15 protein-coding genes are annotated in these 14,889 nt (G+C 67.5%); 10 read left to right on the plus strand and 5 right to left on the minus strand.

Features of this window, described 5'->3' with window-relative positions; genetic code table 11:
- The first annotated feature begins 15 nt into the window (after positions 1-15).
- Positions 16-1,014 (plus strand): asparaginase, encoded by a 999-nt coding sequence (locus AB6806_RS00725; RefSeq protein ID WP_142020269.1) that lies wholly within the window; start codon positions 16-18, stop codon positions 1,012-1,014.
- 92 nt (positions 1,015-1,106) lie between these two features.
- On the opposite strand, the gene AB6806_RS00730 is transcribed toward AB6806_RS00725, so the two are convergent.
- The 3 genes from AB6806_RS00730 to meaB all read right to left on the minus strand — a co-directional run bounded on the left by AB6806_RS00730 (position 1,107) and on the right by meaB (position 4,170).
- Positions 1,107-2,477 (minus strand): TIGR03808 family TAT-translocated repetitive protein, encoded by a 1,371-nt coding sequence (locus tag AB6806_RS00730; protein WP_142020270.1) that lies wholly within the window; start codon positions 2,475-2,477, stop codon positions 1,107-1,109.
- Positions 2,478-2,543: 66 nt separating this feature from the next.
- Positions 2,544-3,176: a pyroglutamyl-peptidase I family protein gene (locus tag AB6806_RS00735; RefSeq protein ID WP_038361357.1), complete on the minus strand. Its 633-nt coding sequence runs from the start codon at positions 3,174-3,176 to the stop codon at positions 2,544-2,546.
- A 7-nt stretch (positions 3,177-3,183) separates the two neighbouring features.
- Positions 3,184-4,170: a methylmalonyl Co-A mutase-associated GTPase MeaB gene (meaB, locus tag AB6806_RS00740; protein ID WP_112763404.1), complete on the minus strand. Its 987-nt coding sequence runs from the start codon at positions 4,168-4,170 to the stop codon at positions 3,184-3,186.
- A 130-nt stretch (positions 4,171-4,300) separates the two neighbouring features.
- Between meaB and AB6806_RS00745 the strand changes: the two genes are divergently transcribed.
- The 3 genes from AB6806_RS00745 to AB6806_RS00755 all read left to right on the plus strand — a co-directional run bounded on the left by AB6806_RS00745 (position 4,301) and on the right by AB6806_RS00755 (position 7,557).
- Positions 4,301-5,449 carry an alpha/beta hydrolase gene (locus tag AB6806_RS00745; protein WP_166652946.1) on the plus strand — a complete coding sequence of 383 codons (1,149 nt, stop codon included), beginning with the start codon at positions 4,301-4,303 and terminating at the stop codon, positions 5,447-5,449.
- Positions 5,450-5,658: 209 nt separating this feature from the next.
- The gene (locus tag AB6806_RS00750) at positions 5,659-6,666 is read left to right on the plus strand and encodes an alpha/beta hydrolase (RefSeq protein WP_038361362.1); all 1,008 of its coding nucleotides are present in this window, start codon (positions 5,659-5,661) and stop codon (positions 6,664-6,666) included.
- On the plus strand, positions 6,667-7,557 hold the full coding sequence (locus AB6806_RS00755) for an alpha/beta hydrolase family protein (RefSeq protein WP_370953905.1): 891 nt from the start codon (positions 6,667-6,669) through the stop codon (positions 7,555-7,557).
- 7 nt (positions 7,558-7,564) lie between these two features.
- On the opposite strand, the gene AB6806_RS00760 is transcribed toward AB6806_RS00755, so the two are convergent.
- Positions 7,565-8,035: an Lrp/AsnC family transcriptional regulator gene (locus AB6806_RS00760; RefSeq protein ID WP_038361367.1), complete on the minus strand. Its 471-nt coding sequence runs from the start codon at positions 8,033-8,035 to the stop codon at positions 7,565-7,567.
- Positions 8,036-8,161: 126 nt separating this feature from the next.
- Between AB6806_RS00760 and AB6806_RS00765 the strand changes: the two genes are divergently transcribed.
- Positions 8,162-9,445 (plus strand): cystathionine gamma-synthase family protein, encoded by a 1,284-nt coding sequence (locus AB6806_RS00765; protein ID WP_112763409.1) that lies wholly within the window; start codon positions 8,162-8,164, stop codon positions 9,443-9,445.
- A gap of 9 nt (positions 9,446-9,454) precedes the next feature.
- Here AB6806_RS00765 and AB6806_RS00770 read toward each other — a convergent pair whose 3' ends face one another.
- On the minus strand, positions 9,455-10,192 hold the full coding sequence (locus AB6806_RS00770; protein WP_370953906.1) for a DUF3750 domain-containing protein: 738 nt from the start codon (positions 10,190-10,192) through the stop codon (positions 9,455-9,457).
- A gap of 195 nt (positions 10,193-10,387) precedes the next feature.
- Here AB6806_RS00770 and AB6806_RS00775 point away from each other — a divergent pair, with 195 nt between their 5' ends.
- The 5 genes from AB6806_RS00775 (at position 10,388) to AB6806_RS00795 (ending at position 14,879) form a co-directional block, all read left to right on the plus strand.
- Positions 10,388-11,500: a polyamine ABC transporter substrate-binding protein gene (locus AB6806_RS00775; protein ID WP_370953907.1), complete on the plus strand. Its 1,113-nt coding sequence runs from the start codon at positions 10,388-10,390 to the stop codon at positions 11,498-11,500.
- The gene (locus AB6806_RS00780) at positions 11,497-12,681 is read left to right on the plus strand and encodes an ABC transporter ATP-binding protein (protein WP_370953908.1); all 1,185 of its coding nucleotides are present in this window, start codon (positions 11,497-11,499) and stop codon (positions 12,679-12,681) included. The genes AB6806_RS00775 and AB6806_RS00780 overlap by 4 nt, the downstream gene beginning before the upstream one ends.
- Positions 12,678-13,580 (plus strand): ABC transporter permease subunit, encoded by a 903-nt coding sequence (locus AB6806_RS00785; protein ID WP_370953910.1) that lies wholly within the window; start codon positions 12,678-12,680, stop codon positions 13,578-13,580. Before AB6806_RS00780 ends, AB6806_RS00785 begins: the two co-directional genes overlap by 4 nt.
- A complete protein-coding gene (locus AB6806_RS00790) occupies positions 13,577-14,365 on the plus strand; it encodes an ABC transporter permease (protein WP_133561983.1) in 789 nt (262 codons plus the stop codon). Before AB6806_RS00785 ends, AB6806_RS00790 begins: the two co-directional genes overlap by 4 nt.
- A gap of 241 nt (positions 14,366-14,606) precedes the next feature.
- On the plus strand, positions 14,607-14,879 hold the full coding sequence (locus tag AB6806_RS00795) for a hypothetical protein (protein ID WP_112763413.1): 273 nt from the start codon (positions 14,607-14,609) through the stop codon (positions 14,877-14,879).
- The last annotated feature ends 10 nt before the right edge of the window (positions 14,880-14,889 follow it).

Consider the following 14,889-nt stretch of genomic DNA (forward strand, 5'->3'; position numbering starts at 1 on the left):
GCACTGGAGGTCGCCATGGAAAACCCTGTTCTCGCCGAAGTCACGCGCGGCAACACCGTCGAATCGCGCCATCGCGGTGCGGCGATCGTCATCGATGCCGAGGGCGGCGTGGTGTTCTCCACGGGGGATGTCGAGCGCCCCGTCTTCCCGCGCTCGGCCGTCAAGGCGATTCAGGGCCTGCCATTGATCGAGAGCGGCGCCGCAGACCGCTACGGGCTGACCGAGGCGGAGATCGCGCTTGCCGTCTCCTCGCATTCCGGCGAGCCGCTCCACGCCGAGACCTCGCTGGCCATGCTGAAGAAGGCCGGCCGCGATGCCGGCTGCCTCGAATGCGGCGCGCATTGGCCGATGGGCGAGGCTGCGGCGCGCGCCCTGGCCAAATCGGGCGCCGAGCCCAGCGCGCTCAACAACAACTGCTCCGGCAAGCATGCCGGCTTCGTCTGCCTCTCCTGCGCGCTGGACGAGGATCCCGCCGGCTATGTGAAGCAGGGTCATGCGGTCCAGCAGGCCGTGCACGGCGCCCTTGAAGAGGTGACCGGCGCCGAGCATTCCAGCGACCGCATGGGCATCGACGGTTGCTCGATCCCCTCCTATGCCGTGCCGCTCAAGGCGCTGGCGCTCGGCTTCGCCCGGCTCGGCACCGGTCACGGCTTCGGCCCGGAGCGCGCCAGGGCAGCCGCGCGCATCCGCGCCGCTGCGGCGGCGCATCCCTTCATGGTGGCGGGAACGGACCGTTTCGACACAAGGCTGATGAGCCTGCTCGGCGCGCGTGCCTTCACCAAGACAGGGGCCGAGGGCGTCTACTGCGCGGCCCTGCCGGAGCTGGGCTATGGCATCGCGCTCAAATGCGACGATGGCGCCGGGCGTGCCGCCGAGGTCGCGCTGGCGGCGCTGATCGGTCGCTTCCTGCCGATGGATGAATCGACGCAAGTGGCCTTCGCGCCGCTGCGAGAGGCCGTACTGAAGAACTGGAACGGCACCGAGGTCGGCCGAGTGAGGGCGCCGGCTGGCTAAGACCTGTCGTTTTTCCACGGAAGCGCGGGTCGTCCCGGGCGGAGCGAAGCGAAGACCCGGGATAACCGGGTTCCTTCGAAAAGGCGGCGATCCTAACTGACCGCGTTGTTCTCGACCCTGATGCCGGCCGCCCGCGCATCGGGAGCTTTCGTCAGGTCGCCGGTGACCGGCTTGCCGTATTCGCTGCCGATCACGGCGCCGTTCCGCGCCTCGGCGATGAGGTTGTTGGCGATCAGCGCATTGCGCTCCTTCGGCACCAGCGAGATCGAGATGCCGATACCGGTCTTGCGGATGATGTTGCCGGTGGCGGCGAGATTGCGCATGCCCCAGGACCAGCCCAGCGAGATGCCGGTCTCGCTGGCGTTCTCGATGACGTTGCCGGTGACGGCGGCTTCCGCCTCGACATGGACGCCGATGCCGCCGACGGGCCCCTTGCCGTTCGGCGCGACCGCCTTCCGGGCGTTGCGGACGATGTTGTTGGCGAAGACGGCGAGCCGCCCGCCATGGTCGAGATTGGTGATGTTGGCGCCCTGCGCGCAATCCTCGATCAGGTTATTCGCCATGATCGCGCCCTCGAAGGCGAATTCGGAATAGAGCCCGGCCTCCCCGCAGCGCCGCCCCTGATTGCCGAGGATCTGCACGCCCGAACCGGAATTGTTGCGGATGAAGGTCATGGCGCAGTCGCGGAGCTGGTTGCCTTCGATGATGATGCCGCCCGCGCGATAGAGGCTGATGCCGTTGCCGTTCTGCCCGTCGCCGCCGGCATCGGCCCGGATGCGCTCGACGCGGTTGCCGCGCAGGATCGAGCGGTCGTCCCCGGCCTCGCTGCGCCAGATCTGGATGCCGTTATTGCCGCAATCGGCGACGGCATTGCCCTCGATCGTCAGCCCGCGCGAATCCAGCGAGAACAGCGCGGCGTCGCGCATCTTGCGGAAGCTGCTCGCCGTGATGCGCCCGCCGCAGCGGTTCAGCGTCAAGCCGACGGAGCCGGCATTGGCGAAGGCGAGCTCGGCGATCGCGATCTCGCCGACGGCATCCGCCGCGAGCAGGGCGGAGCGTTGCGGCGAGGGGATGTCGAGCCCGTCGAGCACGAGGCCGGAAAGGCTTGCGCGGGAGATGTTGCTTGCCGTCAGGACAGGCCCGCCATCGGCCGTCACCAGCTTTGTCGCCTCCGGCACGCCGATCAAGCGCGTGCCCTCGGGCAGGGCGACCCGGCTGACGCGGTAGCGGCCGGGCGGCAGCAGCAGCGGGGCGGAACGGCGGGCCGCCTCGGCAAGCGCCGCCCGAAGGCGTTGCGACTGGTCGTCGGTGGCGCCCGGTCGCAGGCCGAATTGCGTGGCATCGAGGCCGAGCTGGCCGAGCGGCGTCGGCGCGGCACCGCGCTGCTGCGCCTGCGCGGGCAGATGCGCCGCGATGGGACTGAGAAGGCCGCCAGCCAAGAGGCAGCGCCGGGAAAGGGTCATGACATCTCCTGTGCCGCTTCCCTCGATCAAGCTCCGTGCCAGCGCCGCTGTGCCGTTTCGGGACCGTCAGCGACCTGTGATCGCGAGATTCCGTCCGATCGCCGCCAGCGCAGCGGTCAATCGCTCCGTCCGCGGTCGAAAGCCCGCGACGCGCTTGGTCGGGCGGGTGCCGGCCGCCGGGCGTAGCCAGGGTATATGCACGAACAAGACAGGCCGTCCCGCCATCGCGGCGTGGCGCAACGCCGTGGCATAGCTGGCATCGCAGAGATAGCGCCCGGCCGAGGGCGAGGGCCGGCTGGCGATCGCATGCCGGCGCAGATGGGCGAGCGCGCCCTGGGGACGCCCGGTGGTTCGCGTGGGCAAGGCAGGGCGGCCGCCCGTCGCGGCACCGGTGGCGGCGCGCCCGGTGACGTCGGGATGGAGCGAGCTGGAGCGGCCGCGTGCGAAAAGCTCGATCCGGACATGGCGGGCGCGGGCGGCGAGGCCGAGCATCAGCAGCGCTCTTGGCCTGGTCGTCTCGATCTCCTGCGCAAGTGCCGGCAGGCCGGCGGCATAGCTGGTCTCGAGCACGAGGCTGCGCACGCGCAGGCCCGAATGCCGCAGCCGCGCGGCGATGGCGCCTGCAAGTCGCGTCGTCGGATTGACCCGGACGCCCGGAAACGGGCCGAACCCGGTGACCAGCAGGTCGATGCGCTGCATGTCGCCCTCACAATCCCAAGGCCTGGGCGATCTCGTCGGCCGCGAGCGTCGGCGCCAGCTCGCCCGCCGCGACCGCCGCTTCGAGTGCCGGCGTGCGCGCCTTCAGCGCCGGATCGTGCCGGAGCCTGGCTTGCAGCCGGTCCTGCACCATCGCCCACATCCATTTCACGTCCTGCCGCCGGCGCCTCTCGGTGATCAGCCCCTTTGCCTCGAAGCGGTGATGATGGTCCTCGATCTTGCTCCAGAGCGCATCGAGCCCTTCCCCGGTCAGGCCGGAGATGGTGACGACCGGAGTCGACCAGAGCGGCGAGGCCGGCGCGAGAATATGCAGCGCCGCCTTGTACTGCGCCGCAGCCGCCCGCGCCGCGGTCGCGCCGGCGCCATCGGCCTTGTTGACCGCGATCATGTCGGCGAGCTCGACGATGCCTTTCTTGATGCCCTGCAATTCGTCGCCGGCATTGGGCAGCATCAGCACGAGGAAGAAATCGGTGAGGTCGGCGACAGCCGTCTCCGACTGGCCGACGCCGACCGTCTCGACCAGGATGACGTCGAAGCCCGCCGCCTCGCAGAGCAGCATCGTCTCGCGCGTCTTGGCCGCGACGCCGCCGAGCGTGCCGGAGGAGGGGGAGGGGCGGATATAGGCGTTCGGGTCGACGGAAAGCCGCGCCATCCGCGTCTTGTCGCCGAGGATCGAGCCGCCGGTGCGGGTCGAGGAGGGGTCGACCGCGAGCACCGCGACCTTGTGGCCCTTCTCCGTCAGTTGGCTGCCGAGCGCGTCGATGGCGGTGGACTTGCCGACGCCGGGCACACCGGTGATCCCGACCCGGATGGCCCGGCCCGTTTGGGGCAGCAGCCGCTGGATCAGCGCCCGGGCCTGCTCGCGATGGTCGGCCCGCCGCGATTCGGTGAGCGTGATCGCGCGCGCCAGTGCGGCGCGCTCGCCGGCCAGAATGGCGTCGGCCAGCGTTTCGATGCGGGAGGCGAGGTCGACCATCGCGCCAGTTAGCAAGCCGGCGGAGCCGGCGGCAAGGCGCCTTGCCGCATCGCGCGTCGTGACCCTGTCACATGCGCATCTTGAACATTCGCCGGTTCGGTGACACGACAAGGCGATGATCGGCGTGGCGATGCGGCTTCCTGTCTTGATTCTGGCGTTGCTCGCGCCGTTGATGCTGGCTGCCTGCGGCACGCCGCGCGTGCTGGAACTGAGCCAGGCGCCCCGGCAGGACATCGCCGGAAAGGTCGAGATCTACGTCGCCACCACCCGTGAAGCCTCGGCGGCGCCGGTTTATTTCGACGGCGAACGCGCCCCGAAGCTGGCCTTCGCGAAGCTCGAGATCACCGTGCCGCGCAGCCACAAGCCGGGCGAGCTCGAACTCCCCGATTCCGGCCCGGGCGATCCGGCCAAGCATTTCACTGCGACCAATATCGAGCGCCTTGATCTCGCGCCGGTCGTCGCCGATGTCCGCCGGGAGATCATGCGCCGCCCGGCCGGCCAGCGCGATGTGCTGGTCTTCGTCCACGGTTACAACACCAATTTCGCCGACGCCGTCTATCGCTTCGCCCAGATCGTCTACGATTCCGGCTTCAAGGGCGTGCCGGTGCTGTTCTCCTGGCCCTCGCGCGGCCAGCTCCTCGCCTACCCCTACGACCGCGAAAGCGCCTATTACTCGCGCGACTTCCTCGAAGCGAACCTACGCGGCATCACCCGGGATATCGGCCCGGGGCGGATGGACATCCTCGCCCATTCGATGGGCACGATCCTGACGCTCGAAACCTTGCGCCAGGCGGCAATACGCGGCGACGGCGCCTTCGGCGGCAAGCTGCGCGACGTGATGCTCGCCGCGCCCGATGTCGATCTCGACGTGTTCAAGACCCTGATGCATGTGATCCGGCGGCCGGTGACGGTCTTCGTCTCCGCCGATGACCGGGCGCTCGATTTCTCCCGCCGCTTCGCCGGCGACAAGACCCGGCTGGGCGCTGTCTCCACCAAGGATGCGCCGACGATCGCCGAGCTGGAGAAGCTCGGCGTGCATATCATCGACCTCTCGGAGGTGTCTTCGGGCGACAGCCTGAACCACGCCAAGTTCGCTTCCTCGCCGAAGGTCGTGCAGCTCATCGGCGAAAGGTTGCGACAGGACAAGGGCATCGGCTTCGCCGGCCCGCAACTGGGCGACCGTCTGGGCGACATCGCCGGCGGGGTGGTCGGCACGGTCGGCTCGACCGTCGGGCTGGTGGTGACGGCGCCCGTCACGATCATCTCCGGCGGCCGCTGACGCCTCGTCGGCTGGGCCCGAGGGCCACGAGCCGTCCTTGCGAGGAGCGCCGGCAACGAGGCGATGACGGGCGGATGTGACCGTGGAGGCACGGGCTGCCGGCATTTCGGGTTTACCCGGCGTTTCGCCCCATTCTGGCCGCGTTAGCCTGTCCTTAAGACCGGATCATCCAGATCGGCCCCTCTCGATTGTCCCGGATATCCGCTCCCATGCCTGTCACAAGGCGCGACTTTTCACGCTTCTCTCTGGCCTTCGCCTCGCTCCTTCCGCTCGGGCTCACGGCCTGCGCGCAAAGTGAGGCGACCGTCTCGCCCTTCTCCGTGCCGGAGCGGGCGGATTTGTCGGCGCTCGGCAAGGATCCGGCCCTGCTGGTGATGACGACGCGTCGGTCTGTCGGCAACGTGGCGCCCTATTTCGGGTCGGATCGCGGGCCGCTGACCTTTGCGGTGGCGAGGCTCTCGCCGCCGGGGCGCGGCATCGCTGGGCGTGTCTCGTCGGCGGTGAGCGGCGACTGGGCGGTCCTCGGGATCGAGCGCGAAACCACGACCGATGCCGCGCGCGTGTTCTCGAACGCGGCAAATGGCGGCGATGTGCTGCTCTATGTCCACGGTTACAACGAGACCTTTGAGTCCGCCGCCCGCAGCGCCGGGCAGCTTTCGCATTCGCTCAAGTTCCAGGGGCGCACGGCGCTCTTCACCTGGCCTTCGGGCGGCAAGCTGCTCGACTATGCCTATGATCGCGAAAGCGCGCTCTGGTCGCGCGACGGCTTCGTAGAGACCTTGCAGGCGCTGGTCGCGAACCCCACGATCGGGCGCATCCACATCGTGGCTCATTCCATGGGCACGTTTCTGACGCTGGAAGGCCTGCGCGAGCTGCGCGATTCGCCGGATGTCTACGCGCGGATCGGCTCGGTGGTGCTCGCCTCGCCCGATGTCGATATCGACGCCTTCGAGCAGACGGTGAAGCGGATCGCGCCACTGGCGAAGCGCATGACCGTCATCATCGATCCTGGCGACCGGGCGCTCGCGGTTTCCGCCCGCATCGCTGGCGGCGTGGCACGCGCGGGCGCGGCCGACCGGGAGCGCCTCGATGCGCTGGGCGTCCGCGTCGCCGACACGGCGGGGCGCGGCTGGAGCCTGCTCCGGCACGACCTCTTCCTCTCGGATAGCGAGGTCACGCAGGTCGTCCGCCGCGCCATGGATCGCGGCGAGAGCTGAATGCGGGTTTCCAAACGCCTCGGCGCGGTTCTGCTCGCGTTCGCCGTTTGGCTCGGACCAGCGGCGGCGATGGCGGCGACGCCGGGGCTCTTCGCCGATGTGGGACGCGGAGAATGGACGCTCGACGATCCCGTCTGGAAGGCCATCGACGTCGAGACCTATACGCCGGCGGCATGCGCGGCCAAATCCTGCCCGCTGGTGATCGTGATCCACGGCGCCGGCCGAAACGCGGCGAATTCACGCAATTATTGGATCGAGGCCGCCGACCGCTATGGCGTCCTCATCGCCGCGCCGCGCTTCGACAAGACCCGTTTTCCCGGCCGGCTTTTCCAACAGGGCGCCGCGCGCGGACAGCCGGACCGGTCGAAATGGACCTTCGGCGTCGTCGAAAGACTGTTCGATGCGGCGCGCGCTGCCGGTCGCGCGTCAGGCACGAGCTACAGGCTCTTCGGGCATTCGGCCGGCGGCCAGTTCGTGCACCGGATGGCGCTGCTCATGCCCGAGGCCCGCTTCTCGCGGGCCGTCGTGGCGAATGCCGGCTATTACACCCGTCCTCTCGATGCTGCTGCGGCCGGGGGCTTCGCCTATCCCTATTCGCTGGGCGGAACGCCTGCGACCGACACCTTGCGAGCCGCGCTCGGCAAGCAGGTCACGGTCATGCTGGGCGAACGCGACACGAATCCGGAACACCGGGAGCTCAACAGATCGGCCGGCGCCGAGGAGCAGGGAGCAACCCGGTTCGCACGCGGTCAGCATTTCATGGCCGATATCCGTGCTGTCGCCGCTCGCCTCGGCGTCACGCCGCAATGGCGCGAGATCACCGTGCCGGGCGTGGCCCATCAGCAGGACCGCATGGCCCGGGCGGCAGCGCCGGAGCTGCTCGGCCCCTGAGGACCATTCAGATCGGCGGCAGGCCGGAGCGCTTCTTGATCGTCGCCAGCGCGAAGTTGGATTCGACCGACTGGATGCATTTCAGCCGCGTCACCTTCTGCTTCAGGAAGCGCTCATAGCCCTCGATGCCGTCGGTGACGACGCGCAGCAGATAATCCTGCGAGCCGGTCATGAGATAGCACTCCGCCACTTCGCTCCAGCTTTCGATCGCTTTCTCGAACTCGGCGATATGCTCCTGATTCTGCTGGATCAGCCTGACCGAGACGAAGACGCTGAAGGGCAGCCCATAGGCCTTCGGATCGACGATCGCGGCATAGCCCTGGATGACGCCTGTCTCCTCCAGCCGCTTGAGGCGGCGCAGGCAGGGGGTCGGCGACAGCCCGACCTTCTGCGAGAGCTCCTGATTGGTGATCCGCCCGTCCTCCCGGAGCAGGGCGAGAATGCGGCGGTCGATCGTATCGAGCATCATATGCTCCATCCTGGCTCGTGTTGAGCAGAAACATGCAGGAAGAGCGTTAGCGCGAGTGTGACCAGCCAAGCAATCGCGTCGATGCGGGATTATTCTGGTCGCAAAGCGGCCAGGCCGGAGCCGAGGGAGAAAGCCATGAGCGCAGACAACTACCACAAGGACCGGATCGCCAACCGCAAGCTCCATCCCGAGACGCTGATGATGGGCTTCGGCTATTCGCCGGCCATGTCGGAGGGCTCGCTCAAGCCGCCGGTCTTCCTGACCTCGACCTTCGTTTTCGAGAACGCCCAGCAGGGCAAGGACTTCTTCGACTTCACCTCGGGCCGGCGCCAGCCGAAGCCTGGCGAGAAGCCCGGCCTGGTCTATTCGCGCTTCAACCATCCCAATATGGAAATCCTCGAGGATCGCCTGGCGATCTGGGACGAGGCCGAGAAATGCGCCGTCTTCGCCTCGGGCATGGCCGCGATCGCGACCACCTGCTTCGCCTTCCTGCGCCCGGGCGACACGATCCTGCATTCCCGCCCGCTCTATGGCGGCACCGAGACGCTGCTGAAGAACCAGATGGGCGCCTTCGGCGTGACCCCCTTCGGCTTCACCGACGGGCTCGACATCGAGCAGATGCGTGATGTCGCGCGGGCTGCGGCCGCCAAGGGCCGCGTCGCGATGATCCTGGTCGAGACCCCGGCCAACCCGACCAATGGCCTTGTCGATCTCGCCGCCTGCAAGATGATCGCGGACGAACTGGAGAGGTCGCAGGGCCACCGCCCGCCGGTCGTCGTCGACAACACCATGCTCGGCCCGAAATACCAGAAGCCGCTGAAGCAGGGCGCCGACCTCTCGCTGCTCTCGCTGACCAAATATGTCGGCGGCCATTCCGACCTTGTCGGCGGCTCGATCAGCGGCTCCGAGGCGCTGGTGCGGCAGGTGAAGGCCTGGCGCGGCTCGCTGGGTACGCAAGCCGATCCGAATTCCTGCTGGATGCTGATGCGCTCGCTGGAGACGCTCGACATTCGCATGAGCCGCGCCAACGAGAACGCCAAGCTGGTGGCGGAGTATCTGGAGAGCCATCCGAAGGTCGCCAGGGTCCACTATCTCGGCAACCTCAAGGATGGCGATCCGCGCAAGGCCGTCTTCGACCGGCAGTGCACGGCGGCCGGCTCGACCTTCGCCTTCGACGTCAAGGGCGGCGAAAAGGAGGCTTTCGCTCTGCTCGACAATCTGCAGATCATGAAGCTCGCGGTCAGCCTCGGCGGTACCGAGACGCTGGTCTCGCATCCCGCCGCGATGACCCATTCCGGCGTGGCGCGGGAGCTGCGCGAGGAGATCGGCCTCACCGACGCGCTGATCCGCATTTCGGTCGGCATCGAGAACATCGAGGATCTGATCTCGGATCTCGCGCAGGCCTTCGAGGCGGTTTGAGGCGTTCTCTCACATCCCGACCCGTCCCCAGCCCGGCAGCTTCAGCGCCGGGCTGCGCAGGTCGAATCCCGCGACGAGGCCGAGGATGTTGACCTCGACGCCTTCGACCCAGCCGACCGTGATTCCGGCCAGCCCGTAGAGTGAGGCTTGCAGGCCGGTGCGGCTCGGCGTGAGCCCGGCGAAGAGGCCGGTCTCACGCCAGTCCTTCCCGATGGCCGTCGGCGGCAGGGCTTCGCGCAGCTCCGGCACCTCCGTCAGCACATGCTGGACGAAGCTGTTCGAGTTCGGGCCCGGCCATGCGAGATAGCTGCCCGGTTCGGCATAGGCATAGCTCGCCACGGCGGCCCGGATGCGCGGGATCAGCCGCGCGGCGACCACTCCTCGGATCTCCGCGACTGGTTCGGGCTCGTTCCCGAACCAGCGCCCATCCGCCTCGCGGTGGTTGACGCGCACCGGCGCGCCCCAGCCGACGACGTCGAAGCGCGTATAGGCGGAGGCGTTGGCCTCCTTTACCACGATCCAGGAATGATGCGCGAAGATGCCGCGCCAACGACCGACGCGGGCGGCGAAGATGTGCACGGTCGCTTCGGGGTCGACCGACGCGGCCGGCAGGAGCTTCGCGCTTGACCAGTCGGCGCGGCGCCAGTCGGGCGCATGCGTCTGCCAGATCCACCAGCCGGCATGGGTCGCGAGCGGCAGCAGAAAGGCAAGAACGAAGAACAGCAGGAAGCGGCGGAAGAGGCGCATCCGGCACGGTATGTGCAGGACGACGCGAACCGGCAAGAAGACGGCGGATCACGCTTGCGTCAGCCGGCCGGAACATGCTGGAGGGGCTTTCGGAAACGCTCTGCTGTGCGCGAACCGCCGGCCGCGTTTGGTGGCGGTTGATGCCGGGGGGAAAGCTGGTAGCGTGCGCGCGCCTGAGCTTGATGGAGGGGCAGATTGGGTGAGACGACGAAGCGACTGAGCAAGGCCATTGCGGCCTGCGCGATCGGACTGGGACTTCTGGCCACGCCGGTGGCCGCGCAGGACAAGCAGCTCCGGATCTTCAACTGGTCCGACTATGTCGATCCCGAGGTGCTCGACGCCTTCAAGAAGGAAACCGGGATCACCGTCGTCTACGACACCTTCGACCAGATGGAGACGGTCGAGACCAAGCTTCTTGCCGGCAAGACCGGCTACGACCTGATCGTCGTCACGGCTTCCTTCCTGCCGCGCCATATCCCGCTCGGCATCTACCAGCCGATCGACAAGGCCAAGGTCCCGAACCTCAAGAATCTCTGGCCTGAGATCCAGGCGCGGCTCGCCAAATACGACCCCGGCAACACATACGCCGTGAACTACATGTGGGGCACCACGGGGATCGGCTACAACACCGCCAAGATCAAGGAACGGCTCGGCCCCGACGCGGTGATCGATAGCTGGAAGATCGTCTTCGAACCCGAGCAGTTGAAGAAGCTCTCTAATTGCGGCGTCCATGTCCTGGATGCGACCGAGGAGCTGTTCCCAGCGGCGTTGCGTTATCTCGGGCTGAACCCGGATTCGAAGAACGAGGCCGATCTCAACAAGGCCGGCGAATTGCTGCGCAAGATCCGGCCCTATATCCAGAAATTCCACTCCTCCGAATACATCAACGCGCTGGCCAACGGCGATATCTGCCTCGCGGTCGGCTATTCCGGCGACATCCTCCAGGCCAAGAAGCGGGCCGAGGAGGCCAAGAACGGCGTCCAGATCGGCTATTCCATCCCGAAGGAGGGCGCGCTGATGTGGTTCGATTCCTTCGTGATCCCGAAGGACGCCGGCAACGTCGACGCGGCGCTGAAGTTCATCGACTTCGTCAACAAGCCGGAGATGGCGGCGAAGAACTCGGACTTTATCCAGTACGCCAACGGCAATATCGCCTCGAAGCCGTTCCTGTCGGCGGCCTTGCGCGACAACCCCGGCGTCTACCCGCCGGACGAGGTGATGGGGCGGCTCTACACGATCACGCCTTATGACCAGAAGTCGCAGCGGCTGGTGAACCGGCTCTGGACGCGCGTGAAGACCGGCAAGTGAGCGCGTTCGGACGGAGCGCGGTCACCGTCAAGAAGACCTCGCCCGGCAGCGTGCGCCGGGCCTTCCAACCCTGGAACGACCCGGCGGCGAAGCCGCTGGTCGAGTTCCGCGGCGTGACCAAGCGCTTCGGTGACGTCACGGCCGTGGGCGATCTCACGCTCGCGCTCTACCCGCGCGAATTCTTCGCGCTGCTTGGCCCCTCGGGCTGCGGCAAGACCACGCTGATGCGCATGCTCGCCGGTTTTGAGACGCCGGACGAGGGAGCGATCCTGCTCGACGGGCAGGACATCACCGCCGTGCCGCCGCATCTGCGGCCGGTCAACATGATGTTCCAGTCCTACGCGCTGTTCCCGCATCTGAGCGTGGCCGGCAACATCGCCTATGGGTTGAAGCGCGAGGGCCTGCCGCGCGCCGAGATCGCGCGTCGCGTCGAGGAGATGCTGGCGCTGGTCAAGCTCTCCGGCCTTGGGCAGCGCAAGCCGCATCAGCTCTCCGGCGGCCAGCGCCAGCGCGTCGCGCTCGCCCGCTCGCTCGCCAAGCGGCCGAAGTTGCTCCTGCTCGACGAGCCGATGGCGGCGCTCGACCGCAAATTGCGCGAGCAGACCCAGTTCGAGCTGATGGATCTTCAGAGCGAGCTCGGCCTCACCTTCATGGTCGTCACCCACGACCAGGATGAGGCGATGACCATGGCCGACCGCATGGCGGTGATGGACCATGGCAAGCTCGTCCAGATCGGGCCTCCCGACGTGATCTACGAGGCGCCGGCCAACCGCCATGTCGCGGAGTTCGTCGGCGACATCAACATCTTCGAGGGGCGGGTCGAAGCGATCGATGGCGAGTTGGTGAAGGCCGAGGTGCCGCGAGTCGGCACCGTCGAGCTCGACGAGGAGGCGCCGGCGCTGAAGGCAGGCGACGCCCTGCTGATCGGCATCCGGCCCGAGAAGATCGAGATCGCCCATGACGAGCCGGGCCAAGTCGTCAACAAGGTCGCGGGCGAGATCTGGGACATCGGCTATCTCGGCGATTTCACCATGGTCCAGGTGATGATCGGCGGGGAGGGCGGTCAGCTGGTCAAGGTCGCGCTGGCCAACCGGACACGGCGGGTGGCCCGGCCTTTCGCCTGGGACGACAAGGTCTGGCTGTCCTGGGATGTCGAGGCCGGCGTGGTGCTGCCGCCATGAGCGCGGTCGCTTCGCTGCAGCGGCTGCGCCGTCTTGTGGTGGCCGTGCCCTATCTCTGGCTGGCGCTGTTCTTCTTGGCTCCCTTCGCCATCGTGCTGCGTATGGCCTTCTCGCAGGCTGAGACCGCGCTCCCGCCCTATGCGCCGCATTGGGAGGGGTTCGCCCAGCTTGGCGACTTCCTGTCCCAGCTCGACCTGACGAATTTCAGCCTGCTCGGCGATGATCCGCTCTACTGGCAGAGCTACCTCTATTCCCTGCGCATCGCGGCGCTGACCACGATCTTCGCCCTCGCCATCGGCTATCCGCTCGCCTACGCCATGGCGACCGCGCCGGCGCGCTGGCGCGGCCTTCTGCTTGTCTTCGTCATCCTGCCGTTCTGGACCTCCTTCCTGATCCGCGTCTACGCCTGGATCGGCATCCTGAGGCCGGACGGGTTGCTCGACGCCGCGCTCGCCTTCCTCGGCTTCGAGGGCGAGCCGCTACGGCTGCTCAATACCGAGACGGCCGTGCTGCTCGGCATGGTCTATTCCTATCTGCCCTTCATGGTGCTGCCGCTTTTCGCCACGCTGGAAAAGCTCGACCGCAGCCTGCTCGAAGCTGCGTCCGATCTTGGCGCCACGCCGATCACCGCCTTCTTCACCGTGACGCTGCCGCTCTCGCTGTCCGGTATCCTCGCTGGATCGGCACTGGTCTTCATCCCTGCCGTCGGCGAGTTCGTTATCCCCGATCTGCTCGGCGGCCCCGATACGGTGATGATCGGCAAGGTCTTGTGGAACGAGTTCTTCTCGAACCGCGACTGGCCACTGGCGTCGGCGGTCGCCGTCGTGCTGCTGATCGTGCTGGTCCTGCCGTTGGTCCTGCTCCAGCGCGCCCGGTTGAAGCGGGAGCTGGCGGCATGAAGCGCCTCGGCCCCGGCCTCATCCTGGCGCTGATCCTCGGCTTCGCCTTCCTCTATCTGCCGATCGTCACGCTGATCGCCTATTCCTTCAACGCCTCGCGCCTCGTCACGGTCTGGGGTGGTTTCTCGACGCACTGGTACGGCGCGCTCATGGCGAACGAGCCGCTGCTCGATGCCGCCTGGCTCTCGATCCGGCTCGGGGTCGTCTCGGCGACATTGGCAACCGCGCTCGGTACGCTCGCTGCGCTGGCGCTCGCCCGGCATGGCCGCTTCTTCGGCCGCACGCTGTTTTCCGGGATGGTGCTGGCGCCTCTCGTCATGCCGGAGGTGGTGACGGGGCTTTCGCTGCTGCTGCTCTTCGTCGCCGTTGATGTCGAGCGCGGCTTCTGGACCGTGACCGTCGCGCACGCGACCTTCAGCCTCGGCTTCGCCTGCATCGTCGTGCAATCGCGGCTGGCGGGCTTCGATCGCTCGCTGGAAGAGGCGGCGCAGGATCTCGGCGCCACGCCCTTCGTCACCTTCTGGACGGTGACGCTGCCGCTGATCTGGCCGGCGGTGGCGGCGGCCTGGATGCTCGCTTTCACGCTCTCGCTCGACGATCTCGTCGTCGCGAGCTTCACCACCGGCCCCGGCGCGACCACCTTGCCGATGCGGCTCTATTCGGCGGTCAAGCTCGGCGTCTCGCCCGAGATCAACGCCGCCTGCACCATCATGATCGCCGCCGTGGCGGTCGTCGTGATCGCCGCTTCGCTCCTGCTCAAGCGCGAGCAGTTGTCCGGCGGCTAGGCTGCGCTTCGATCCATCCGAACGCGCCGTCATTCCGGACAAGCTGCGAAGCAGCACAGATCCGGAATCCATCATATGGCTCCGGCGCTCTACGATGGATCCCGGGTCAAGCTCGGGATGACGGCGTTGGGTGCTTGGATAAACGCGGGCTGAACGGCGCCCTCAAAACCCGTTCAGGCACGATCTGCGATGGTCCGTTCCAAGGCAGGGATCTTCCCGGCCTTGAGACAGGACAAGGACCATGTTTGGCAATCGCGCCCGGATCGGTTTCGCCGCCTTCGCACTGGGCGGCATCGCACTGACAGTCTCGACCTTTGCCGGAACGGGCAATGCCCAGGCCTTCGGCGGCCGCTACGAGCCCGCCTATGAGCGCCCCGCCTATGGCTATGGTTGGCGCCCGGCGCCGCCCGCCATGTACGGCTTCTGGGGTCAGCGCCGCTGGCATCGCTATTTCGACGGTTATGGCGGGCGGCCGATGCCGCCGCGCGAGGGCTATGGTTACGGCTGGCGGTAAGTGTCGCCCC

Source organism: Allobosea sp. RCC_152_1 (genome assembly GCF_041360765.1).
Taxonomy (GTDB): Bacteria; Pseudomonadota; Alphaproteobacteria; order Rhizobiales; family Beijerinckiaceae; genus Allobosea; species Allobosea spartocytisi.

What these genes read in the sequence shown, in the direction of transcription:
- AB6806_RS00760 (WP_038361367.1), bottom strand. Translation starts at nt 8,035, where the DNA reads ATGGAGCATATGATGCTCGATACGATCGACCGCCGCATTCTCGCCCTG.
- AB6806_RS00790 (WP_133561983.1), top strand. Translation starts at nt 13,577, where the DNA reads ATGAAGCGCCTCGGCCCCGGCCTCATCCTGGCGCTGATCCTCGGCTTC.
- AB6806_RS00755 (WP_370953905.1), top strand. Translation starts at nt 6,667, where the DNA reads ATGCGGGTTTCCAAACGCCTCGGCGCGGTTCTGCTCGCGTTCGCCGTT.
- AB6806_RS00770 (WP_370953906.1), bottom strand. Translation starts at nt 10,192, where the DNA reads ATGCGCCTCTTCCGCCGCTTCCTGCTGTTCTTCGTTCTTGCCTTTCTG.
- AB6806_RS00735 (WP_038361357.1), bottom strand. Translation starts at nt 3,176, where the DNA reads ATGCAGCGCATCGACCTGCTGGTCACCGGGTTCGGCCCGTTTCCGGGC.
- AB6806_RS00795 (WP_112763413.1), top strand. Translation starts at nt 14,607, where the DNA reads ATGTTTGGCAATCGCGCCCGGATCGGTTTCGCCGCCTTCGCACTGGGC.
- meaB (WP_112763404.1), bottom strand. Translation starts at nt 4,170, where the DNA reads ATGGTCGACCTCGCCTCCCGCATCGAAACGCTGGCCGACGCCATTCTG.
- AB6806_RS00745 (WP_166652946.1), top strand. Translation starts at nt 4,301, where the DNA reads ATGCGGCTTCCTGTCTTGATTCTGGCGTTGCTCGCGCCGTTGATGCTG.
- AB6806_RS00750 (WP_038361362.1), top strand. Translation starts at nt 5,659, where the DNA reads ATGCCTGTCACAAGGCGCGACTTTTCACGCTTCTCTCTGGCCTTCGCC.
- AB6806_RS00725 (WP_142020269.1), top strand. Translation starts at nt 16, where the DNA reads ATGGAAAACCCTGTTCTCGCCGAAGTCACGCGCGGCAACACCGTCGAA.
- AB6806_RS00785 (WP_370953910.1), top strand. Translation starts at nt 12,678, where the DNA reads ATGAGCGCGGTCGCTTCGCTGCAGCGGCTGCGCCGTCTTGTGGTGGCC.
- AB6806_RS00730 (WP_142020270.1), bottom strand. Translation starts at nt 2,477, where the DNA reads ATGACCCTTTCCCGGCGCTGCCTCTTGGCTGGCGGCCTTCTCAGTCCC.
- AB6806_RS00765 (WP_112763409.1), top strand. Translation starts at nt 8,162, where the DNA reads ATGAGCGCAGACAACTACCACAAGGACCGGATCGCCAACCGCAAGCTC.